The sequence below is a fragment of the Segatella hominis genome, from assembly GCF_019249725.2.
In the GTDB taxonomy this organism is placed as follows: domain Bacteria; phylum Bacteroidota; class Bacteroidia; order Bacteroidales; family Bacteroidaceae; genus Prevotella.
Genome location: NZ_CP137559.1, coordinates 3,649,394 through 3,673,332 on the forward strand (window position 1 = coordinate 3,649,394; position 23,939 = coordinate 3,673,332).

The following is a 23,939-nucleotide window of genomic DNA, read 5'->3' on the forward strand; positions in this document are numbered from 1 at the left end:
AGTTTGAGATATTTTTAATTTTGACGGCACAAAGTGATGGAAAATCAAAAAGTTTCCTTATCTTTGTGCCGTTTTTAATTACTAATCAATGCTGATTTTATGAACAGAAATAAGATGATTTTGGGGGCTTGGGTCTTGGGACTATTGTTTCCGATAGAGATGATGGCTAAGACAAGTTGCATAGATAATAGTACTCGACTTTGGTATAACGCTCCTGCCCAACATTGGTTGGAGGCTTTACCTATAGGAAATTCTCATTTGGGAGGTATGGTATATGGCGGAACCACGGATGAGAATATCCAGTTGAATGAGGAAACATTCTGGAGTGGTGGTCCCCATAACAACAATAGTACGAAATCTTTGGAGACTCTGCCAAAGGTGAGGGAACTCATCTTCAATGGTAGGGAAGAGGCGGCGGCGGCTCTCATCAACCAGACCTTCATCCCAGGGCCTCATGGCATGCGCTTCCTGCCGATGGCAAATCTGCATATCAGAATGAAGAATCAAGGAAAGGCTGAGCAGTTTGTGCGCAACCTGGATTTGAAGAGGGCGATTGCCACGACTTCTTTCGTGATGGATGGCGTAAGATATACCCGTACCACCTTTGCTTCGCTGGCGGATGGCATCATAGTTTGCCACATCAAGGCGAGTAGAAAGGGGGCTTTGAATATCGATGTTTCTCTGAATTCGCCTTTTGAACATCAGACTCAGAAAACGCCTACAGGGGTTGTACTGACGGTGAAGGGACAAGACCAGGAGGGTATCAAGGCTGCTCTTACCGCCGAATGCGTAGCTGATGTGAAGACGGATGGCACTGAGGCTACCATCATCGTGAGCGCAGCTACCAACTTTGTGAACTATCACGATGTATCGGGCAATGCCGCTCAGCGTAATGCCGACTATATAAATAAGGTGAAACTGATGAGCTATGCCCAGTTAGAGAAACGACATGTGGAGGCCTATCAGAAACAGTTTGGTACTTCTTCCTTGACTCTGCCAACTGATTCCAATGCTTCGCTGCCTACCAACCAACGTCTGGAGAAATTTGCTGGCAGCAAGGATATGGCAATGGTGGCGCTGATGTATAACTATGGTCGCTATCTCCTGATTTCCTCTTCTCAGCCAGGAGGACAGGCGGCTAACCTACAGGGTGTCTGGAATAATAACAGGAATGCGCCTTGGGATAGTAAATATACCATCAACATTAACACCGAGATGAATTATTGGCCTGCAGAGGTTGCTAATCTCGGTAATACCACTGGTCCTTTGTTTTCCTTGATTAAGGATTTGAGTGAGACGGGAGCCAAGACGGCTAGAGAAATGTATGGCTGCCGTGGCTGGATGGCACATCATAATACTGATATCTGGCGTATAGCAGGCCCGGTAGATGGTGCGCAGTGGGGCATGTTCCCGAATGGTGGCGCTTGGCTAACCACTCATCTATGGCAGCATTATCTTTATACAGGCGATAAAGATTTCCTAAAGCAGTGGTATCCAGTGATAAAAGGGGCAGCGGAGTTCTATCTCGACTATATGCAGAAGCTGCCGGGCACCGAATGGAAGGTAACCGTGCCGTCGGTGAGTCCGGAACAGGGACCTAAAGGAAAGAAAACTGCCGTAACGGCGGGATGTACAATGGATAACCAGATAGCCTTCGATGCCTTAACCAGTGCCGTGAAGGCTTCTGAAATATTGGGGGTTGATGAAGCTGAACGCAAGGCGATGCAGCAGTTGATTTCTCAGATTCCGCCAATGCAGATAGGAAAGTACGGACAGTTGCAGGAGTGGCTTGTGGATGCGGATGATCCGAAGAATGAGCATCGCCATATCTCGCATCTCTATGGATTGTATCCATCCAATCAGATTTCTCCTTTTTCTCATCCGGAACTGTTCCATGCCGCAGCCACCACTCTGAAGCATCGTGGCGACCAGGCTACGGGCTGGAGTCTGGGTTGGAAGACAAATTTCTGGGCACGCATGCTTGATGGCAATCATGCTTTCAGAATCATCAGCAATATGTTTCGTCTGTTGCCATCTGATGCGCAGGCAAAGGAATATCCTGATGGCAGAACCTATCCGAATCTCTTCGATGCCCATCCACCATTCCAGATAGACGGCAACTTCGGAGTAACAGCCGGCATCGCAGAGATGCTCCTGCAGAGTCATGACGGAGCCGTGCATCTCTTGCCGGCATTGCCTGATGCCTGGAACGAGGGAAGCGTAAAGGGACTTCGTGCCCGTGGCGGCTTTGTGGTGGATATGGACTGGAAGAATGGCAGACTGATGAAGGCGAAGATTCGTTCCACCATCGGAGGCGTGCTGCGTCTCCGCTCATACGTACCGCTGAAGGCGAAAAAGCTGAAGAAGGCAGAAGGAACATGTCCCAATATCCTTTTTGCATCTGCAGAAGTGAAGCCTGTAATGGAACAGCATCAGATAGCAGAAGGAGTGAAGGTTCCTATTCCTGACGTATATGAATATGACTTGGAAACAGAACCTGGAAAGGCTTATCTGATTAAATAATGTCCTAAAATCACATTTGTTGCCATAAAAGTATCATTTTGTCCACCTCTGGTTGGATAATTATTCGTACTTTTGTGGCAATATTTTTTATAATAATCTTTTAGACCTATAAATGAGAATGAAGAAATTATTATTTGCAACCTGTTGCATCGCTCTTTTAGGCGGTTCTTTTGAAGCGTCAGCGCAGAAAAAATCTGTAGCCAAGAATGTTCTGATACAGACTTTGGAGAGGAAGTCTTGGTCGGCTGATAATGGGAATGGTACCTTTACCAACCCTTTGTTTTATGATGAGTTTTCTGACCCTGATATTATCAGAGTGGGGGAGGATTACTATCTGGCGGGTACCACGATGCACAGTGTTCCGGGACTGGTGGTGCTGCATTCCAAGGATTTGGTGAACTGGGAATTCTCTTCTTATTGCTTCGACCGATTCGATGATTCTGATGATTTCAATCTCCGCAATGGCAAGGAGGCTTACGGACAGGGTATCTGGGCGCCTGCCATCCGCTATCACAACGGAAAGTTCTATATCTTCTCCAATATCAACGGACATGGTTTGCAGGTGTATATTTCGGATAGTGCCAAGGGTCCTTGGACGCATCATAAAGTTAATGGCGATATCTACGACCTCTCTGTGCTCTTCGATGAGGATGGTAAGATTTATGCCGTGCATAAGTATGGAAACGTGACTGTTACGGAGTTGAAGCCCGATTTGAGTGGTCCGGTAGAGGGCAGCAGCAAGGTGGTGATTCCTGAAGGCAATGCGATGGGTGAGGGACATCATGTGTATAAAATCAATGGTATGTACTATATCCTCTCTGCCGATTATTCACCGATGGGGCGCATGCAGTGTGCCCGAAGCAAGAGTATCTGGGGGCCTTACGAAACCTGTGTGATCAGCGAACGCGAATCGTATGGTTATGCTGCTGGATGGAGCGTAGGTAACATGGGTATCGGTAGGCCGCTTCCTGAAGATGGATATCAATTTAATAACAACAGACCGAATGGGGTGAATCTGGGGTGTGCTACCATTCATCAGGGGGGCATCGTCCAGGCTCCTGATGGCAAATGGTGGGGCCTATCGATGCTGGATTTCAATGCCGTGGGCAGAACGGTATGCCTTTCGCCTGTCACATGGGTGGATGGCTGGCCTTACTTCGGATTGGAGAAAAACCTGGGCCGCTCGCCTCGCACCTGGTTCAAGCCGAATGATGTGGTGAAGACACCTCAGGCACCATACGAAAGATGTGATGATTTCTCTGGCAAGACCTTCAAGCCGGTTTGGCAGTGGAATCATAATCCGAACGACAAGATGTGGTCGCTGAACAAGGAGCGAAAAGGATGGCTCAGATTGCATTCTATGCCTGCCAAGCAACTGCTCTGGGCAAAGAATTCGTTGACGCAACGTGCCATCGGTCCTGTTTCTTATACATCTGTCAAGCTGGATGCATCCCGACTGAAGATGGGGGATGAGGCTGGACTCGGTGCTATGAATACGCCATACGCTTCATTGGGCGTGATGAAGACAGAAAAGGGATTAAGCCTGAGATGCTACGACCAGAATACCAACAAGGAGGTGCTGAAGCCGATTGCCAAGAACAAGGTGGTATGGTTGCGCCTTTGGGGTGATTATGATAAGAGTCTGCTGCAATATTCCTACTCTCTTGATGGAAAGACTTGGGAGAATATCGGAGAGCAGATGCTTTCTCCTTATCAGTTGAAGACCTTTCAGGGTGTGCGTGTAGCGCTGTATGCCTTTAACAAGGCGGGAGTGAACGGCGGCATGGCTGATTTTGATGACTTCAAGGTGGAGGAACCGATGGCTGACAGAACTGCTAATCTGCCTATCGGAAAGACCATCCGACTCTTTAATCTTGCTGATGGTAACCTGATGAATGCTACCAGTCATGGACTGATGCACAGCTCCAGGAATAAAAAGGAGATGAGCAATGGCGTGAAATTCATCATCGAAGACCGTGGACAGGGCAAGATTGCGCTGAAAACTGCAGATGGACGATATGTATATATCGCAGGTGCTGGCTTGTCGGGCGATGTGCGTCTTACTTCTGATGCCTCTCATGCAGAGGAGTTTGTATGGCAGGATATGCTTTACAACCGCTGTATGCTTCTTTCACTGAAGACCCAGCGGTATATAGGCAAGCATCCTACCGACGGAAGTCCTTATTCTGCTGATTTCCAGGGCGCTGATGCCGGTATGAAGAATGGCTGTGTCTTCTCTTGGGAAGTGGTAGAGTAGGCTACTCGAAATAGAATGTCAATGCTATCATTTTACTATGGGCTTCCTTGGCTGCCAAAGTATATGGTAGCATACTTTTATCTTTCACGTTCTTCACATGATCTTTATCGTATATATTCATGAGTCCATACATGAATTTCAATTCAGGTCGCAGTTTGAAGAATGGAAGATAAAAGTCGCAACCAAGTCCAAGTTCAAGAAAAATATCTGTTTTCTTTAATTGGATGTAGTCGCTTTTATTACCGCTGAGGTTCATCATCGGATTGATACCTGCCATGATATAAGGGCGATGATTGTTGAATCTTGGAGCAGAGAAGATGATGTCGAAGGCAGAGGAGATGTATGCCGTCTTCAGTTCTTGTTTTTTATCTTCCTGTTTTGTGTTTCCGTCTTCATTGGCGTCTTGCATGATATTGTGGAAGGTAAGGTGTCTTGTTCCAAAATACATGGCAGGAGCTATTCTAAATTGGAAATGGGTGCTCAATCTGAATTCTCCTAATACTCCGACCGTAAATCCTGGGTCCCATCTGTCTTGATCGATGGTAACGTTGGAGTTGACTTCCGCTCCATTCTCATCTGTATAGGTGACAGGTCCTGCGTTGATGAATTCCAGGTCTTGCAGGTGAGTACCCACCATTACTCCAAAATGAAATGGGCGCAGGTCTGTATAAGGACGATTCTCTACCGTCCTTTCCTGGGCTATTGCTATTGTGGCAATAAGCCCCATCATGATGCTAAGTATTATTCTTCTCATATACTTTTATAACGTTATTCTTTTCATCTTATTGTGTTTAAGTTTATTTCGACATCGTATAAATTACAAAAAAAGTAGTACCTAATTGTAGGTAGTATGAAAAATATTTCCTATCTTTGCATCATTAATTGTTGGTATAGCCGACACGGCAGTCGAAAATCGGCTGTTGCATATGATGCTTAAAAACATTATTAACATTATAAAACATTATTATTATGGCTTACGTAATTGGTGACGATTGTATCGCATGCGGTACATGTATTGACGAGTGTCCATCAGGTGCTATTTCTGAGGGCGACAAGTATTCTATCAACCCAGATATCTGCACTGAGTGCGGTACTTGTGCTGATGTTTGTCCTAACGAGGCAATCAGTCTTCCTTAATTTTTAAGGATGATACTTTAGTTACATAAAACTTGAGAGCGGCTCTATGAGTCGCTCTTTTTTATCCTTTATATTGCCTTTTTACTGGGCTCGTTTTTGGTCATTCTCATGATGCGTTTTATTGAGGTCTAATGATGTGCTTTCTTAGGTGTTAACGATGCGCTTTCTTAGGTGCTAATGATGCGCTTCGTTAGGGTACGGTGATTCGCATCAGGATTTTCTTGCTGATTTTTCTATATTAGACGCCAATCTGTTGATGTTTTAAGTAAGAGGCTACCGATGAATACGTACTGTGTTTTGGATGGTTTCTTTCTTGATGTTTGTGATTTCTTTTAAAGATGCAAAAAAAGGATGAACTGCATCTCAGTTCATCCTTTTTTGTATGTATGTTTTTATTTTTATTCAGCAGCTTTCAAACCCTTCTCAATAGCGTCCTTAGCATACTTGTTGTCTGGATCCAATTTCAAGAGTTTCTCCCAATATGGCTTAGCGAGATTAAAGTCCTGCTTGTCATAGTTGTAGATGAAGCCCATGTACTGATAAGCCTGCTTCAAGTAGCCGATTTCGTCTGCATCACACTGCTTAGCCTCAAGTTCTGTAATTACTTCCTGGTAAGCAGGAATAGCTTTGTCGTCCAACTCGTTCTGGAAAGCAGTATTACCCTCCTGCAACTTAGCAAATGCCTTCAGTGTAGGATACTTCTCTGCCAACTTAGCATACACGCCGATAGCCTTGTCGATATTCTCAACCTTCTTAGCAGCATCCTTGTTTTCTGCAGCCTTCTTAGCCTTGTTGATATAAATCTCAGCAAGCTTCATGAAGTCTGTTGGAGCAGCATCAGGATTCTTATCCATGTATTGCTGGTTGTATTCCAAAGCCTTGTCCTCATTGCCCATTTCCTTGTATGCCTCAGAGATATACAATAATGGTTTTGGATCCTCAGCCTTCATCTCCAATGCCTTCTGGTACTGAGCGATAGCTTCGTTGTATTGCTTGTTACCAGCTAAAGCCAAACCATAGTAGCTGATGATGCTTGAATTCTTCTTGATAGAGTCTGTATTCATAACGATGTTTGAGTGCTCAAGAGCTACATCATACTTTCTCAAATCAACAGCAGCGCGCATAGCCAAAACCTGCATAGCAGCATCCTTAGGGAATTTCTGAATACCAGCCTGGCAGAGGTTCAAACTCTCCTCTTTCTTATCGAGGACATATGCTGTGAATGCATACTCATAGTAGAGGTACTCTTCCAATGTAGATGGCTTTGCCTTAGAGAAATAGTCGTATGCCTTCTCGTAGTTACCTGCGCTGAAGAAATTGTGACCAGCTTCTGCCTCAATAGGGTAGTCTGGGTTGATTTCTCTCAGTTTGTTCAAAGCTTCTGCACTGGCAGCTGGGTCAATCTTACGATATACGTTAGAATAGCTAATGTATCCCTGAGGATTCTTAGGATCCATTGTCATACACTGGTTGTACCAGGTAGCAGCTTCACCACCGTTATCCTGCATAGCGTAGATATCACCCTTCAAGATATATGCATCACCATAGTTCTTGAATTTTGCAATGACTGCGTCAGCAACCAAGTTAGCCTTATCATAGTCCTTATGCATTGCGAGGATATTACCCAATGCGATTAATGCCTTAGGATCTTTCTTGAACTCTTTCTGATACTCTTTGATCTCCTTTTCAAATTCTTTAGTAGCAGAGTTACCAGACTTCAATGTTGTCTCGATAGGCTTCAGCATGTCCTTGTAATTAACCTCCTGAGCCATTGCTGGAGCTGATAATCCCATTATCAGTGCTCCTGCTATTAAATATTTAATTGCTTTCATAATTCTAAACTTTAATTCTGTCCTTATTTTATGTAGTTGACGTTTGCCTGTCGCTTTCGTTTATTCAATCTTATTTATTTTAACGCCTCTACACGATTTTTAGTTTTTTATGTTTACTTTCTTATAGGTGATATCTCCTCTATAAGGCAGTAATCCTGTTTTGAATACTATGAGTTGTCCACGAGGGTTGGTTATATAATTGGCGAAGCTCCATGGCAAAGCCTTATGAGGATCGACAACTATAGCATATAGTGTTCTAACGAATGGATATCTTCCATCGAGCAAGTATGCCTGATAAGGTTGCCAACTGTTGCTTGGTGTGGCTTTATCCTTTACAGAAACTCGCATTACATGAATATTCTTTTTGAATGTGGTGTTTGTGGAATCTCTTCTGTCGTTTAACCAGTTAGATCCAATCACACCGATAGCATTTGGATTTTTATCAACAAAATCGATGACCTGCTTACTGGTTTGAGCAGCCATGATTTTAGCACCAAATTTTTCTCCATGGAGAACAGAGTCAACAACATAGTTGGTAGTAGCAGAACGAGTATTATCGAAAACTACTTCTATGTCTCCTCTCTTAGAACCAGGGACTACGTCACTCCATTTATTAGCCTTACCAGTCAATATGCGCTTAATGTCATTTACGGTAATACAAGTATCATTATTGTTCTTGTTTACAATAAATGCCAAACCATCATATCCGATAGGGAAGACGGAAGGAATAACATTACTTTTAGATTTGAGATAAGCGATTTCACTATCTTTCAGCGCTCTTGTGGTAAACAAGAGAGTGGTTTTGAAATCCTTTATCATTTGGAGTCCTGTAACCTCATCAGAATAGAGGGGTTTAAGGTGAGCCTTAGGATATTCAAACTCAAACTGGCTTCTTTCTTCTTCGATGATAGGACTTAAACTTTCGTCAGCTACAAACTGGATTGTACCTGAAGTTGGTGTATCTGTTCTGCCATCTTTGGCTTTCTTCTGGCCACAAGAGCCGAAGAAAGCCAAAGACAACATAATAGTTAATCCTATAAAAATATAAGATGTCTTTTTCATATTCAAATTTACTGCAAATATATTACTGCAATCTAAATACAACAGGTACGGTATATTTTACACGTACAGCAGAACCGTTCTGCTTACCTGGTTTCCATCTAGGCATTGCCTTAACAACTCGCTGAGCCTCACGGTCGAGTGAAGGGTCAACTGAACGCATAACCTTCACATCTGTGATAGAACCGTCTCTTTCAACGACGAAACCAACGATAACACGACCCTGTACGCCGTTTTCCTGAGCTACAACTGGGTATTTGATGTTGCTGTTGAGGAAGGACATCAAGGCACCCTGACCACCAGGGAATGAAGGCATCTCCTCTACAACGTCGAAGACCTTGTTAGAAACCTCAGGCTTTGGTGCTGGTGGTGGAGGTGGTGGAGTAGCGACTGCGATATCACTTCTCACAGCCTCGATGTTACGGTCTTTCACACCTTCCTCGTCCTTTGTACCGACAGCTACCTTAGCGTCGAGTTGATCCATCTGCTTAACCTGGTTTTCCTCTTTTACGAGTTCATCCTTCTTGATGACAGGTGCAGTAAACTTCTGAGTTTCACGAGCCACAGGAATCTCTTTTTTCATTTCAACCTTAGGCTGTACTTTCTCAGGCTTCTTCTTTTCCTTTTCAGCCTGCTTCTGGAGTTTAGCCAACTCCATAGCTTCCATATAAGCTTGCTGTTCTTCTGCTTGTTTCTGTTCGATAACTTTCCAAGCCAAGAATCCGCCTACGAGAGCTGCAGCAATGACCAAGATCAGAAGAGACTTGATGTTTCGACCGGAAGTACCCTTACGGAGCTGGTATGCACCATACTCCTTGTTCTTTCCGGCGAAAACCATATCGACCCATTTAGGATCGTAAAGATCAATTTTTGCCATTTCTTTCTTGTTTTAATTGTTAGTATTCATCTTACATCTTCACGCCTTTTGACTTGAGAAGTTTCTCATCGTCTGGGCTAATTTTGTCGATGACATACGTACCAATGTTCAAAATCTGCATTTCATCGAGTGCGTCAACCATATTCTTATATGATGCGTTATCAGTAGGCTTGATGACGATAGTAAGAGTCTCGATCTTGCGACCATCCAACTCACCACCCTTAATCTTGCTCAACTTCTTCTGATATACGCTATCTGGCATGGCTGGGTTCTTTGCACGTTCAGCGTTCAATGTCTTTACAGCTACCATGATTTGCTCCACAGGACGCAAACCCTCACCAGTAGTATGCTCGCGCAAGACTTTACGGATACCATTGCTACCCCATGTAGTTTCCTTAATCCAGTTAGGATCATCGTACTTAGGGATACCTGCACCATAATAAATCTTGTTGTCTGCTGTAACGTAGAGTGTTACAGTACCAGACTCCTTAGCTTCGTTCTGGTTGTTTTGATCCTGGTTCTCATCATTACTTGGCATAGTCAGCTCCATTGTCTGAGGTTTGCTCAAGGAAGTACACAGCATGAAGAACGTGATAAGAAGCATGAGCATATCCACCATTGGCGTAAAGTCAACGCGGACATTCATTTTCTTTTGTTTGCTTTCTTTCTTTGCCATTTATTCGTCCCCCTGTTGTTTTAACTGTGTAATCATATAGTAATGACTCTCGTCCATATCCTGGAGTTCGTTCATCACTCTCTTAACTGTCTTGTATGGTGTAGAAGCATCTGCCTTGAGGGCAATCTTGATTTCTTCGTTTACTGTACGAGCTGCTTGTACCCACTGCTGGAACTCACTCATACCACCATTGATACTGTCGAGAGGAATACCTTTCTTCTGGAGATACTCAGGACGCTTAGAAGCGTTCAATGAGAGGTATGTCTTCAAGTCGCCCATTGGAACACCGAATGTACCCTCACTCTTGAATGTCTCTTGCATCTTTGGAGTCAATTCAACACCGAAGTTGCTTGTCATTGAACTCAAAGTGCTTCCCAGTTGATCAGTATTGTCAATACTCATAAATACTTGGCCTTCGCCGGTAGGTCTACCAGCAGCGTCCTTTTCAGGACTTACCAAGATGGTCAGAACGCCGTTCTCAGGCACCTTAATCTCAGACACAGATCCTGGAGTATTTACCTTGACAGGCTCATTCTTTACGAAAGTAGAGGTGAGCATGAAGAAGGTAAGCAACAGGGTCATAACGTCTGACATAGGCGTCATGTCGATCCAGACGTCACTCTTCTTAATTTTTACTTTACCCATAGCGATAAAATTTTAAAGGGTTAGCAAAAATTAAGCCTCGTCTGCGTGGTTAGCTTCGTATGTCTGAGCAATTGAGTAACCTACCTCGTCGAGTGCGTATGTCAACTTATCTACCTTGTTGGTGAATGTGTTGTAAGATACAACGGCACACCATGAAGTCAAGATACCGAATGCGGTGTTGATCAAAGCCTCAGAAATACCTACAGAAAGTGCTGCTGAGTCAGCGCCACCACCTTCACCCATGGCCTGGAATGACTTGATCATACCGGTTACAGTACCGAGAAGACCGGTCAATGTACCAAGTGTTACGATTGTAGCGATGATAGGCAAGTTCATTGTCAAAGTAGGCATCTCCAACTGTGTTGCCTCCTCGTGAGCCTGCTGAATCTTAGCTACCTTCTGTGCCTTCTTCAAAGATGCATTAGCGCCAGACTCCATTGACTTGTAAGCGTTCAAAGAAGCCATAACAACGTTAGCTACAGTACCGCGCTGCTTGTTGCAGAGCTGCTCAGCCTTAGCGAAGTCGTTTGCGTTCAAAGCTGTCTTGATGTTTGCAACGAACTTAGGAAGTGCACCTGTACCAGTAGCGGTCTTAAGAGCCAACCAACGCTCGATTGTCATTGCCAATACAGTGAGCAATAAAGTGTGGATAACAGGTACGATAACACCACCTTTGTAGATTGTACCCCAAATGTCTGCTGGGTGATCCTGTACACCTGGATCCTGGAAGTGCATGTCGTTTCCGAACCATGTGAAGAACAATGTGAATGCGATGATAGCACATACCACGATGATCCAGAATGCGCCTCTTACTCCCTGAAAGCCCTCAGACTTTTTAGCTGGGGCTGCTTGTTTTGTAGTTGCCATAATTTTACTTTTTAAATTATTAGTTAATAAATTTATTTATTGTTTCTTTTTATATGTTTTTGTTGCCTTTTGGTGTTGTTGACACTTTCAGGTTATCGTTTTTGGTCAATCCTTTGGCAAAGATAATAATTAAATAAGAACTACGAACGTAATTAAGAAGTTTTAACGAGATATTTCTTATATTTGGTCAAAATATCTCGTTAATTTTTACTTTTTCTCGTCTTTTATCCTTTTCTCGTCAAATTTTTACCCTTAAAGCATTCCGATATAAAAAGCCTCTTTTGGGGGAGGCTCTTTTTTACTTGAGTTTGCTCAGGGCTTCTTTGATTCTGCGGATTGCTTCCTTGATGTTCTCGTCGCTTGTTGCGTAGCTCATTCTGAAGCAATCAGGATCACCGAAGGCATCACCACCTACTGTCGCTACATGGGCTTCCTCCAAGAGGTACATGGCGAAGTCTGTTGAGTTGTTGATGGTCTTGTCTCCATTGCTCTTGCCAAAGTAAGAGTTGCATTTTGGGAAGAGATAGAAGGCTCCTTGAGGAATGTTGACTTCCAAGCCAGGAACTTCCTTGGCGAGTTTGACAATCAGGTCTCTGCGGCGCTCGAATGCCTGACGCATTTCTTCTACTGCACTCTGGTCGAGTGTGTAGGCTGCTTCTGCTGCTTTCTGGCTAACAGAGCATGTACCGCTTGTATATTGTCCCTGCAATTTGTTGCAGCCCTTGATAATCCACTCTGGACCTGCCAGGAAACCGATTCTCCATCCTGTCATAGCGTATGCTTTTGATACACCGTTTGCGATGATGACCTGCTCCTTGAGACCTGGTTCCTGGGCAATGCTGTGATGCTTGCCGATGTAGTTGATGTGCTCGTAGATTTCATCTGCAAGTACGAATACATCTGGATGCTTTCTGAGGACATCAGCTAATGCTGCTAACTCTTCCTTAGAATAGACGCTACCTGTTGGGTTGCTTGGTGAGCAGAGGATAAGCATCTTGGTCTTAGGAGTGATTGCTGCCTCCAATTGCTCTGGAGTCATCTTGAAGTCCTGGTCGAAACCTGCGTTGACGATGACAGGTACACCGCCTGCCAACTTTGCCATCTGTGGATAACTTACCCAGTATGGTGCAGGGATAATCACTTCATCGCCTGGGTTGACAAGTGCGAGGATTACGTTGCAGATACCCTGCTTGCCACCTGTGCCTACGATTACTTCATTGACGGTATAGTCAAGTCCGTTCTCATTTTTTAGTTTGGCAACAATCGCTTTTCGCAAATCTGGATAGCCAGGAACTGGTGAATATCTGGAGAAGTTATCATCAATAGCTTTCTTTGCTGCCTCTTTGATATTCTCCGGAGTGTTGAAGTCTGGTTCTCCTACGCTCATGTTGATTACATCAATTCCTTGAGCTTTCATTTCACTACTCTTCTGTGACATCGCCAGCGTTGCTGAAGGTGCCAATCTGTTTAGACGATCAGATAATTGTGCCATAATTCAATTTATATTAATGTTTTGACTGCAAAATTAATCATTTTATTTCTTTTAGAGAAGAAAAAGTGTCATTAATTCTATTTTTGCAATAAAATAATAACATCTTTTTTCTTTTTTCTCTCTTTTTAAAGGTGCAAGGTATGACCCATCCTGTCTCTTTTGGTCTTGAGATACCGTTCGTTGTATTTATTAGGTACAACTTCGATAGGTACATTTTCTACAATTTCGAGACCATAAGCTTCCAGGCCAACTCGCTTGACTGGGTTGTTAGTGAGCAAACGCATCTTGTGAACTCCCAACTGGCGCAGCATCTGTGCACCGCATCCATAGTCGCGCTCATCTGGCTTGAAGCCGAGATGTGTGTTGGCATCCACTGTGTCATAGCCTTCTTCCTGCAACTTGTATGCAGCAATCTTGTTCATCAGACCGATGCCTCTACCTTCCTGTTGCATGTATATGACTACACCTTTTCCTTCTTTTTCTATCATTTCCATAGCTCTGTGCAACTGCTGTCCGCAGTCGCAGCGCATGCTTCCCAAGATGTCGCCTGTAGCACATGAAGAATGAACACGTACCAGAATAGGTTCATCTTCATTCCATTCGCCCTTGATGAGAGCCATGTGTTCCAGTCCGTTGCTGGCCTGACGGAAAGGAATCAGTCGGAAATGACCATATTCTGTAGGCATGTCAACTTCTTCGCCCACTTCGATGAGTGATTCCTTCTTCAGTCGGTAGGTAATCATATCTTTGATAGAGATGACTTTCAAGCCCCATTCCTTGGCAAATTCAAGGAGTTCTGGAAGGCGAGCCATCGTTCCGTCCTCATTCATGATTTCCATGAGCGCACCTGCAGGGTAGAGACCTGCCATTCTGCAAAGGTCGATAGCTGCCTCGGTATGACCACTGCGACGGAGTACGCCATTATCTTGTGCATAGAGTGGGTTGATGTGACCCGGACGTCCGAATGTCTGAGCGGTGGAGTTTGGATCAGCCAACGCCTTGATGGTCTCAGCTCTGTCGTGTGCAGAAACACCAGTGGTGCATCCTTCCAGTTTGTCAATCGTTACCGTAAAAGGAGTGCCCAACATAGAGGTGTTATCAGATACCTGATGAGGAAGGTCCAATTCATCACATCTGCTGATGGTGATAGGAGCGCAAAGTACGCCTCTTGCGTGTTTGAGCATGAAGTTTACCTTTTCTGCATCTATCTTCTCTGCTGCAATAATGAGATCGCCTTCGTTCTCGCGATCTTCATCATCTACAACAATTACGAATTTTCCTTCTTTGAAGTCTTTTACAGCATCTTCAATGTTGTTTAATCTTAAATCTGCCATTTTGATACTTTATTTTATAGTTACATTTTGATTATTACGTGTTTGTATATCTTTTATTCTGCCGATGATATCGGTGTTGGTCTGAGAGATGATACGCAGGTCTCTGTACAGACGCATTCTGAATCTCCACATACGCAGGTATAATACGATGCCGAGTGGTACGATGATAGCCGCAGCGATATTCAGCCATTTCCTTTCGAATGGTCTTGTATGTGCCTTGGTGGTCAGAATCGGATATTTGTTCAAATCGTGCAGAATGAACTTGTTCTTTGTATTTGTCAGGTCTTCTATCACGTTCTCCAACTCCTCGCTGATGCGTTCTATCTCGTGGTCAGGCTGATATCTGAAGAATACATTGATGAAATTAGGCAGTCTTTTGAGGTGCTGCACCTTATTATATATATATATATCTTCTGTAATCTTTTCCAGTTTTTCTGCATCTGCCGTGTAATCCGGGTTGTTGATGATGACTTCCTTGCCGAAAATGTGGCGTTTCAGTCGGATGCCCAGCAGTTTTGCAAAGAATTCCTTATAGGCATCGATATTGAACACGGCAGAGTCGTTGGTGGCTTTCCTGGTGACGAAGATAGCCAGTGGAATCATGACCGCTGATGCCAAACCCTTACCAAACCAGATGGCCCACATTCCGCTTCTTGCCATTCTGTATCCGGAATTATCCAAGATGAAGTAGATGATGAAAATCAGTACGGATATCACGACAGGAAAACCGAGTCCTCCTTTTCGGATGATGGCACCGAGTGGTGCGCCGATGAAGAAGAATATCAGGCACGATAGGGCTAGCATGAACTTGCTGATGGCTTCGATTTTGTGTAATCTGATAATCTGATCTGCATCACCGGTCATCATGCTCTTGAAATCCAGGTCGCTCGATGCTTGACGGATATCCGACAAAGCGCTGTTGATAACTCTGATCTTCTGGTCTTGCGGGAGTCTGTTGAATAGGGTATCTATCTCATATCCCTTTGCTTCGGCCTTCTTGATGGCATTGGCAGAGTCTGCTTTGCTGACAGATGGGATTCGGTAATATCTGACACTTGCATCTGCCAGATAGCTTCTTCCTACAGAGTCATATCTCGCATTCAGCGAGTCGATGGTATGATAAATCTGTTCCAAACTCTTGCCCTTGGCGTTGTTGGATAGTGATGCTGCGTCTGTCATATTGAAATCAGCATCGAAGTCCAGGACAATTCTTTTGCTGATAAACGACTCTCTTCGGTATGGCACGGAAGCACTGTTCGCCATTTCGCTACTTTGCATGTTCTCAAACCATTCGCCGCTCCAGAGGGTGAGCAGGAGGTGCTTCTTTTCGGCAGTACTCTGGAGCATGGCAGAGTCGGCAAGAATGATGGCGGCATCTTCGTAGCTGTCTGTCATGCGGTAGATCATTACTCCATAGAGCTTACCGGTTTTGATATCTTTCTTCTGCACATACAGGTTGCAGTTTGGAATACCATCATAGAAAATGCCTTCCGGGATTTCCAGTTCCGGACTCTTCTGTTTCATGGAGATGAGGAGTTGGGTAAGTTTCATGTTGGACCTTGGACCAATGTTGTTTTGGAAGTAGAAGGAACCAAACATGATGATGATGGTGATGATGATCAGAGACCGGAAGGATTGCATCAGGGAAATACCCGCAGCCTTGATGGCTGTAAGCTCTGAACTTTCACCGAGATTACCAAACGTGATCAGTGAGGAAAGAAGAATAGCAAGTGGTAATGCTTGGGGAACAAGCATTAATCCCATATACCAGAAAAATTGGGCCATCACTTCCATGGTCAGTCCTTTTCCGATGAGTTCGTCAATGTATCTCCACAAGAATTGCATCATCAGCACAAACTGGCAGATGAAAAATGTTCCTATGAAGAGTAAGCCAAACTGTTTGGCGATAAATATGTCTAATTTTTTAATTCGAAGCATCTTATTTATGTCTATTGAACAAGTCGGTATATTCCGTTTATTCATTTTCAGTCTGCAAAGGTAACACAAAAAAATAGAATATCCTTCATTTTTGCAGATTTTATATATTTATTAAGGTGTAAAATAGGCTGCAAATAGGGTGAAAATAAAAAAATGCACTTTTTTCGAAAAAAAATGCAGAAAAATTTGTTCAATTCAAAATAATGTATTACCTTTGCACCCGCAATCGAGAAAACGATTTGCTGTGATGGCGGGATAGCTCAGCTGGTTAGAGCGTCGGATTCATAATCCGGAGGTCGTGGGTTCGGGTCCCACCCCCGCTACAAAAAAAACACTAACTGAAAAGTTAGTGTTTTTTTATGCTCAAAACTTTCCCGATTTTATCCACAAGGTTTTATAAAGTTATCCACATCTTTCTATTTATTGTTGATAACTGTTGTATATATCTGAATATGAAATGTTTATTCTTGTAGTTTAAGGTGTTGGTATCTTCATTGGATTTTGGATTATACCGCTTTTTATCTTCCTTTTTTCTTTTTCTCCAAACCAGGTTTATAGGCTCTAATTTTGAAAATTATTAAAAAATATTGCATTCTTGTTTGATATTTCAAAAAATAATCGTATATTTGTCACGAATTTCAATATTAGTAAAAATGCCTTTTGAGGGATAAACTGCAATATGGTTATTTAAATTTCAAAGTTTATGAAGTGTTATAATACCAGACTATTCCATTTTATAATAATTGTATTAATTGGATTTGTTGGCTGTTTACTTACTGTTGGCTGCGTGAAGCATCCAAAGAAATATGTCATCGGAGTATCCCAATGCTCTGAGGATATTTGGCGCGATAAACTCAATGATGAGTTGAAAATGGGAGAATACCTCAATGATTCTATTATTGTGAAACTTGCTTCTTCGAATGATGATAATGTGTTGCAGAACAAGCAGGTCAACCAGTTTGTAGATGAAGGTGTAGATTTGCTGATTATTTCTCCTAATCAGATGAGTGCCATTTCCAAGGCTGTTGAGCGTGCCTATGACAAGGGAATCCCTGTGATTTTGTATGACCGTATGTCCAATACTGATAAATATACAGCTTTCATAGGTTGTGACAATTATAAGATAGGTAACTCTATGGGCAAATATATAGCTCAGCAACTGCAGGGTAAGGGACGTGTTGTTGAGATTTGCGGACTTGAAGGGTCTTCCCCTGCTTTGGAGCGTCATCGTGGTTTTATGGATGCGCTTAAATCCTATCCGGATGTTCAAGTAGTAGCTTCTGCTGGTGGAGATTGGAAGGAGGAAAGCGGTATTCGTGCAATGAAGAAAATACTGAAAAAGACGCAGGATTTTGATTTCGTCTTTGCTCATAACGACCGCTTGGCTTGGGGTGCATACGTGGCTGCTAAGCAGATGGGCGTAAACCGCAATTATAAATATACCGGTGTGGATGGTATGGCAACCGAGGGTGGGGGCCTGGAACTCGTGCGTGATGGAGTGTTTGATGCTTCCTATCTTTATCCTACTAAAGGCGATGAGGTTATTGCCTTAGCAATGAAGATATTAAAGCATCAACCTTACAAACGCGATAATTTCTTGAGTACTTCCATCATCACCAAGGCTAATGCAGAGCTTACTTTGATGGAAGCAAGAGATGCTGAGCGTCAGGCTCGGAATCTGAAAACTTTGCATAAGCAAGTCGATCAGTATCTTGCTGATTATAATTCTCAGCAAGTCATGCTGATAGGCTTATGTCTGTTTCTTTTTATCTGTATTGCTGGTGCAGCGCTGATATTCAGAGGTTATGTTGTTAAAGTAAAGTTGAACGAAAAACTGGCAAATACGAACGATGAACTGAAAAGGGTTAATGGCGAATTGGGACAGAAAAATGATGAGCTAAAGCGCTTGAATGATGAAGTTATGGAATTAACTAATTCCCGTTTGGTATTCTTTACCAACATCAGTCATGAACTTCGCACGCCGCTTACTTTGATAGCAAATCCGGTAGAGATGCTTTTGGAGGATAATAGTATCAAGGGGAAAGCAAGAGATTTGCTGAAGATGGTACAGCGTAATGCCTTGGCACTTCAGCAGTTAGTAGGAAGTATTCTTGATTTCCGCAAGATTCAGAATGGAAAGATGGATTTGGAACTTTATCGTTTTGACCTTGTAAAGGCGTTGACGCTTTGGACAAGTGATTTCCTGCTGGCAGCTGAACGTAAGCATATCATGCTTCATCTGGATGTAGAAGAATTTAAGAGACAGGGAAAGATAGTGGCTGATAAAGAGAAAATTGCTCGTGTAGTATTCAATCTCTTAAGCAATGCCTTGAAATATACTCCTGCTGGAGGCGATATTTTTGTATCTTTAAAAATGGTTGATCCTCATCAGGTTAAAGGTTTATCTGCCGAGACCATCAATTCTTATAAGGATTTTTTCCGTATCGATGTGCGTGATACGGGCATGGGAATTTCTCATGAAGAAGCTGAAAAGGTGTTTGAACGTTTCTTTCAGACCAAAGGTGCTGCCAGTGGAACGGGTATCGGATTGGCACTTGTCAAGTCGTTTGTGGAGTTACATCATGGCAAGGCTTGGGTGGAGAGCAAAACGGATCAGGGTAGCAATTTTATAGTAGTTATTCCTTGTAAACAGATAGGTGATGCACAGGTTATCCACAATGATGAGGAAATTGTGGATAACTCTGAAAGTGCTTCATTATCAGTAGGTAAAATGACGATTAATGAGTCTGATCTGCAGTATATCGACGATGGAAATAAACAAAATGGAAAACTCCAGAAGTTGTTGGATGAGCAAGGAAATAAACCTTCTTTATTGGTGATTGATGATAATAATGACATTCGTCAATATATTCGCACGCTTTTGCAGGATAAGTTTTATATCTTTGAGGCTTCCGATGGTAAGGAAGGTTTGGAAATCGCCCGGAAGGAAGTTCCTGATTTGGTAATCTGTGATGTCATGATGCCTGTGATGAATGGTTTGGAATTTACAAGGCAGTTGAAGACCCAGACCATCACTTCTCATATTCCTGTCATTGTGCTCACTGCTAAAAATCTGGATGAGCATCGTGCCCAAGGTTATGAGTATGGTGCTGATTCTTACATTACCAAACCATTTCATGGCAAGGTTCTTTTGTCCCGTATAGAAAACCTTCTCAAGCAGCGAAGATTGCTGAAGAGTCATTTTGAGAATATTTTCAATCAGACTTCTCAAACAGCAGAACAGGAAGTAGCTATGAACCAGTTGGAAGATAGAGACAAGCAGTTCCTCAATCAACTTCATGCTATTATCCAGAAGAATCTTTCAGACAGTGAGTTTGGCGTAGAGGATATTGGCAAAGGAATCGGCTTGAGTCGTGTGCAACTCTATCGTAAGGTGAAAGCTATGACGGGTTCTTCTGTAGTAGATTTGCTTCGCAAGGCTCGTCTTGCCAAGGCTAAACGACTACTTGAAAGCCGTAGTATGAGTGTTTCAGAGGTCGCCTATGATGTCGGTTTTTCTGCACCTTCTTACTTTACGAAGTGCTTTAAGGAAGAATATGGTATGTTGCCAGGAGAAGTAGGGAATAAGTAAAGTCTTTATTCCCAATCTTCAAACTCCAGTTCCAGTTCCCGGTATTCTGGTCCTTGGCTACTGTTTTCCCTGTCCTCTTTCTTTGCTTCTTCTGAAGTAGCATTGCTTACAGACAAGCCGAGAAGGCGGATAGGGCGGCTGGCGGAGTAATCCACTTGTTGGAGCAATCGCTTGGCAAGTGGGAGTATTTCTCCTTTTTCCTTCAGGATTTTCTCTTGTGAAATGCTGCGGGTAATCTGGGTGAAGTCGGAAAACTTCACCTTTAAAGTTAATGTTCTACCCTCAAACCCACTCTTGGAAATCCGCTCCTGGAGTTCAAGTACTGAATGATAGAGTTCTATGATGACTGCCGTTTTTTTATAGATATCTTCCAGAAAAGTCTGTTCGCATCCCACAGACTTCCTCACTCTGCTTGTGATAACAGGTCTGTTGTCTATCCCACGGGCAAAGTCATAGAAGATATGACCGGCTTTTCCGAACACTTCAACCAGATGTTCCTCGGATACTTTCCGTAGGTCAGCTCCGTTGAAGATACCCATGAAGTGCATCTTTTGCAAGGTTTTCTTGCCCACGCCCCAGAAATCCTCTACTGGTAGCTGGGCGATGAAATCGAGTGCCTTGTCGGGATGAATGGTGCAGATACCATCAGGTTTACGGTAATCAGAAGCCACTTTGGCGAGAAACTTGCAGTAGCTGATGCCAGCCGAGGCGGTGAGTCCGGTTGCTTCCTTGATACGGGTTTTGATTTCTTTGGCGATATCCACCGCCAGTTCTATCCCTTTCTTATTCTGTGTTACATCAAGAAAGGCTTCATCTATGGAGATGGGTTCGATGAGATCGGTATATTCCTGGAATATCTGATGTATCTGATGGGATATTTTAGCGTAATAATCATGCCGGCAGGGCACGATGATGAGATTAGGGCAGCGCTGCTTGGCCTGAGCGATGGATTGCGCCGAGTGAACGCCATACTTCCTTGCCTCATAGCTGGCTGTAGAAACCACACCACGTGGTCCGTCGAAGCCAACCGCTACCGGTTTGCCCCGAAGTTCCGGATTGTCTCTTTGCTCTACAGCCGCAAAGAAAGCATCCATGTCGATATGTATGATCTTGCGTTCTTCCATCGTCTTGTTGTAATTCGACTTATCTCAATCTGATGCAAAGATACTGTTTTATTCTTTTTTGAAACAAATCTTTTAGAAAATTTTGCTTATTAGATGCTTCAGGTGCTTCTTTTGCTGATAAAAAACGTTCATTGGCTATTAATTTTGTTGCAATGAACGGAAAGTTATATCAGATGAAAGGATATTTTAAGTATGTGTTTAGACCTTTATATAATTTTGCATCAGAAATCAAAACAATAACGCTAACAATTAAAACATTAAGGTTATGAATACCTATTCTATGAGAAAGTCAGCAGCCATGGTGCTTGCACTTTCATTGGTAAATGTTACAGCAGCTTTTGCACAGGATGATAATGCAAATGCTAAGGAAGAGGGTAACCGCAACGTGATGCTCAATGCAGCCAGTGCGAATGGTCCTCGTGAGATTCAGATAGGTTTGCCTTCTGCCGATGTCAACGTATTGGAGAATGGTCTGCCTGTTACTTACGCTACCAATCCTCATTCTGTCAATACTATCTGGCGTGGTGATGCAAGTTTGAGCCATCAGGGTTTGCTCAAGATTGCCGAGACTGCCATCACTACCGGTAATATCGGTTATGCCGTGAACTCTTTCACCCAGAAGGGACAGAAGGGATTCAATGGTACGCTGAACTATAAGAGCAATCACTTCGGATTGCAGGAATTCTCTCTGAATATGAACGGTGATTTGGGAAGCGACTGGTACTACAGCTTTAATATGTATCAGGATTTCGACCCGGGTACCTTCAAGATCAAGTCAACTCCTTATCAGGACCGTACCCAGATCTACAAGGCACTCATCACCAAGAAGTACAACGGCAACCGTGGCGAGTTCACAGCCATGTACAAGTATGCCAATAGCCACAATGTGTATAACTACGCTACCCAGAGTGCTCCATTCATCTATGTTGGCGATGGAAGCGTAAAGGAGTATGGCGATTTCAAACTCGGTACCACCTCTTATCTCCCTATCGATAACGAGATGACTTATCGCAATATGCGTACCGGCAAGTTGGAGCAGACTTCTCTCTACGATGCCTGCCTGAACAAGGCAAGCGAGGTAACCCTGATGAACAACTACCGTTTTGACAACGGTTTGAACTGGAAGGCTACCTTGAAGTATGATCACTCCCGTGGTGCGATGGTTTACCAGACTCCAATGGCTATCATCGACTTGAAGAGCGCAGCTAATCAGGGCGTATATAATTATAAGTATCGCGATATCGACGGCCAGACCAAGGCTTACGATGGTCAGTACATCCAGACCCGTATGTCATGTCTCAATGCCGGTAAGATTGATGAGGCTCTTTTCACCACCGAGCTCAGCAAGAAATTCAGTACTTCCACCTTCCGTCTTGGCGTGAATGAGTGGTTCTACCATATCGATTATTGCTCAAATACAACCATGTATGATCAGAGTGTTCCTGCAGATGGCAGTTTTGCCCTGCGCGTTTGGGATGCCAACCAGCGCAATGGCTACTTCTACGATTTCAACAAGAATGCCTCTGAGTATTACAAGGGAAGCGAAAACAAGCTGGCTCTCTACTTCACTCACGATTGGGATGTTACCAACAAGTTGAATCTCTACTATGGTGCCCGTCTGGAGTGGCAGAAGCTGAAGGGTGAAAACGCAGCAGTGAAGAATGCCAAGGGTGAATTCGTAGGTCGTTTCGCAGATTACTATCTTGGTGCTATCGCAGCAGATGGAACCAAGATTGCTCCAGCAGACTTGAGCTACAACTGGATCAACTATGATTTCTCTGTAGCAGCAACTTATAAGTTGACCGATAACTTCGGCTTCACTGGCGATTTCACTTACATCGTTCAGCATCCTAAGTTCGAGGCTTTTGCCCCAGCTACATTGCCAAATACAGATCAGATCTCTGTGCCACTCGGTCGTGCAGGTATCTACTACAACAACTCATGGTTGAGCCTGACATCGTTGTTCTCTTATATCTCAAAGACCAACAATAATGCAACTCTCAACCTGCAGCATGGCAGTGAAATCAAGGCAGCTCCAATGTCTTACGATATCCAGACATGGGGATGGACAACCGACGCTGTGGCTCATCCATTCAAGGGATTCGATTTCCACTTCCTCTTCACTTATCAGAAGCCAACTTACAAGAAGTATGAAACCAGCGTCACCTTCAACGATGGTTCTGTTGGCAAAATCAACGCCACTGGCAATATCGTAGCAGAGATTCCTCAGATTCTCATCGAGTTGGATCCAAGCTACATGATTACCAAGGACATCAAGCTCTGGACCAGCTTCCGTTACTTCAGCAAGACCTACGCCAACATCAACGAGGCATATTACTTCAACGGTCACTGGGAGACTTTCGGAGGTTTGAACTGGCAGGCAACCAAGCGCTTAGCTCTCGGCTGCACCGTAGTCAACTTCCTCAACCAGACTGGTGCCAAGGGTAGTATTGCAGGTGCCGAGCTGATTACCAAGGATGAGGCTAAGGGAATCAAAAACCAGATTATGACGGGTAGCTATCTCCGTCCATTCACTGTAGAATTTACAGCTTCGCTGAAGTTCTAAGCGATATAAATATCAATAAA

General features: G+C 43.6%; 16 protein-coding genes and 1 tRNA gene. 6 read left to right on the forward strand and 11 right to left on the reverse strand.

All coding sequences use genetic code 11. From position 1 onward, the window contains the following. The first annotated feature begins 159 nt into the window (after window positions 1-159). Complete coding sequence (locus tag KUA50_RS14810; protein ID WP_256624187.1) at window positions 160-2,523, forward strand: glycosyl hydrolase family 95 catalytic domain-containing protein; 2,364 nt, start codon at window positions 160-162, stop codon at window positions 2,521-2,523. Between the two features lie 118 nt (window positions 2,524-2,641). After that, complete coding sequence (locus tag KUA50_RS14815) at window positions 2,642-4,780, forward strand: family 43 glycosylhydrolase (protein ID WP_218456421.1); 2,139 nt, start codon at window positions 2,642-2,644, stop codon at window positions 4,778-4,780. Window position 4,781: 1 nt separating this feature from the next. On the opposite strand, the gene KUA50_RS14820 is transcribed toward KUA50_RS14815, so the two are convergent. Further along, the gene (locus KUA50_RS14820) at window positions 4,782-5,534 is read right to left on the reverse strand and encodes a porin family protein (RefSeq protein ID WP_218456420.1); all 753 of its coding nucleotides are present in this window, start codon (window positions 5,532-5,534) and stop codon (window positions 4,782-4,784) included. 215 nt (window positions 5,535-5,749) lie between these two features. Here KUA50_RS14820 and KUA50_RS14825 point away from each other — a divergent pair, with 215 nt between their 5' ends. After that, entirely contained in the window at window positions 5,750-5,917 is a 168-nt protein-coding gene (locus tag KUA50_RS14825; RefSeq protein WP_022110627.1) for a DUF362 domain-containing protein, read from the forward strand. Between the two features lie 398 nt (window positions 5,918-6,315). Here the strand turns inward: KUA50_RS14825 and KUA50_RS14830 are convergent, their stop codons facing one another. The 9 genes from KUA50_RS14830 to KUA50_RS14870 form a co-directional block, all read right to left on the reverse strand. Next, window positions 6,316-7,749 carry a tetratricopeptide repeat protein gene (locus KUA50_RS14830; RefSeq protein WP_218456419.1) on the reverse strand — a complete coding sequence of 478 codons (1,434 nt, stop codon included), beginning with the start codon at window positions 7,747-7,749 and terminating at the stop codon, window positions 6,316-6,318. A 99-nt stretch (window positions 7,750-7,848) separates the two neighbouring features. Beyond that, entirely contained in the window at window positions 7,849-8,811 is a 963-nt protein-coding gene (locus KUA50_RS14835) for a PstS family phosphate ABC transporter substrate-binding protein (protein WP_022110625.1), read from the reverse strand. A 22-nt stretch (window positions 8,812-8,833) separates the two neighbouring features. Further along, window positions 8,834-9,685 carry an energy transducer TonB gene (locus tag KUA50_RS14840; protein WP_218456418.1) on the reverse strand — a complete coding sequence of 284 codons (852 nt, stop codon included), beginning with the start codon at window positions 9,683-9,685 and terminating at the stop codon, window positions 8,834-8,836. 31 nt (window positions 9,686-9,716) lie between these two features. Next, complete coding sequence (locus KUA50_RS14845; RefSeq protein WP_218456417.1) at window positions 9,717-10,361, reverse strand: ExbD/TolR family protein; 645 nt, start codon at window positions 10,359-10,361, stop codon at window positions 9,717-9,719. Next, the gene (locus KUA50_RS14850; RefSeq protein WP_118116618.1) at window positions 10,362-11,006 is read right to left on the reverse strand and encodes an ExbD/TolR family protein; all 645 of its coding nucleotides are present in this window, start codon (window positions 11,004-11,006) and stop codon (window positions 10,362-10,364) included. A gap of 30 nt (window positions 11,007-11,036) precedes the next feature. Beyond that, window positions 11,037-11,873, reverse strand: coding sequence for a MotA/TolQ/ExbB proton channel family protein (locus KUA50_RS14855; protein ID WP_118116616.1), 837 nt, complete (start codon window positions 11,871-11,873; stop codon window positions 11,037-11,039). A 298-nt stretch (window positions 11,874-12,171) separates the two neighbouring features. Continuing rightward, window positions 12,172-13,365: a pyridoxal phosphate-dependent aminotransferase gene (locus tag KUA50_RS14860; protein WP_022110636.1), complete on the reverse strand. Its 1,194-nt coding sequence runs from the start codon at window positions 13,363-13,365 to the stop codon at window positions 12,172-12,174. 125 nt (window positions 13,366-13,490) lie between these two features. After that, window positions 13,491-14,699 (reverse strand): bifunctional 3,4-dihydroxy-2-butanone-4-phosphate synthase/GTP cyclohydrolase II, encoded by a 1,209-nt coding sequence (locus KUA50_RS14865; protein WP_218456416.1) that lies wholly within the window; start codon window positions 14,697-14,699, stop codon window positions 13,491-13,493. Between the two features lie 9 nt (window positions 14,700-14,708). Next, window positions 14,709-16,637 (reverse strand): LptF/LptG family permease, encoded by a 1,929-nt coding sequence (locus tag KUA50_RS14870; protein ID WP_218456415.1) that lies wholly within the window; start codon window positions 16,635-16,637, stop codon window positions 14,709-14,711. A 249-nt stretch (window positions 16,638-16,886) separates the two neighbouring features. Between KUA50_RS14870 and KUA50_RS14875 the strand changes: the two genes are divergently transcribed. Together KUA50_RS14875 and KUA50_RS14880 are read left to right on the forward strand one after the other, a co-directional pair. Further along, a tRNA-Met gene (locus KUA50_RS14875) sits at window positions 16,887-16,960 on the forward strand. Window positions 16,961-17,424: 464 nt separating this feature from the next. Beyond that, entirely contained in the window at window positions 17,425-20,229 is a 2,805-nt protein-coding gene (locus tag KUA50_RS14880; protein ID WP_318346050.1) for a substrate-binding domain-containing protein, read from the forward strand. A 5-nt stretch (window positions 20,230-20,234) separates the two neighbouring features. Here KUA50_RS14880 and dinB read toward each other — a convergent pair whose 3' ends face one another. Further along, window positions 20,235-21,353 carry a DNA polymerase IV gene (dinB, locus tag KUA50_RS14885; protein ID WP_218456413.1) on the reverse strand — a complete coding sequence of 373 codons (1,119 nt, stop codon included), beginning with the start codon at window positions 21,351-21,353 and terminating at the stop codon, window positions 20,235-20,237. Window positions 21,354-21,633: 280 nt separating this feature from the next. Between dinB and KUA50_RS14890 the strand changes: the two genes are divergently transcribed. Continuing rightward, on the forward strand, window positions 21,634-23,919 hold the full coding sequence (locus KUA50_RS14890) for a TonB-dependent receptor (RefSeq protein WP_413777470.1): 2,286 nt from the start codon (window positions 21,634-21,636) through the stop codon (window positions 23,917-23,919). Window positions 23,920-23,939 lie beyond the last annotated feature (20 nt).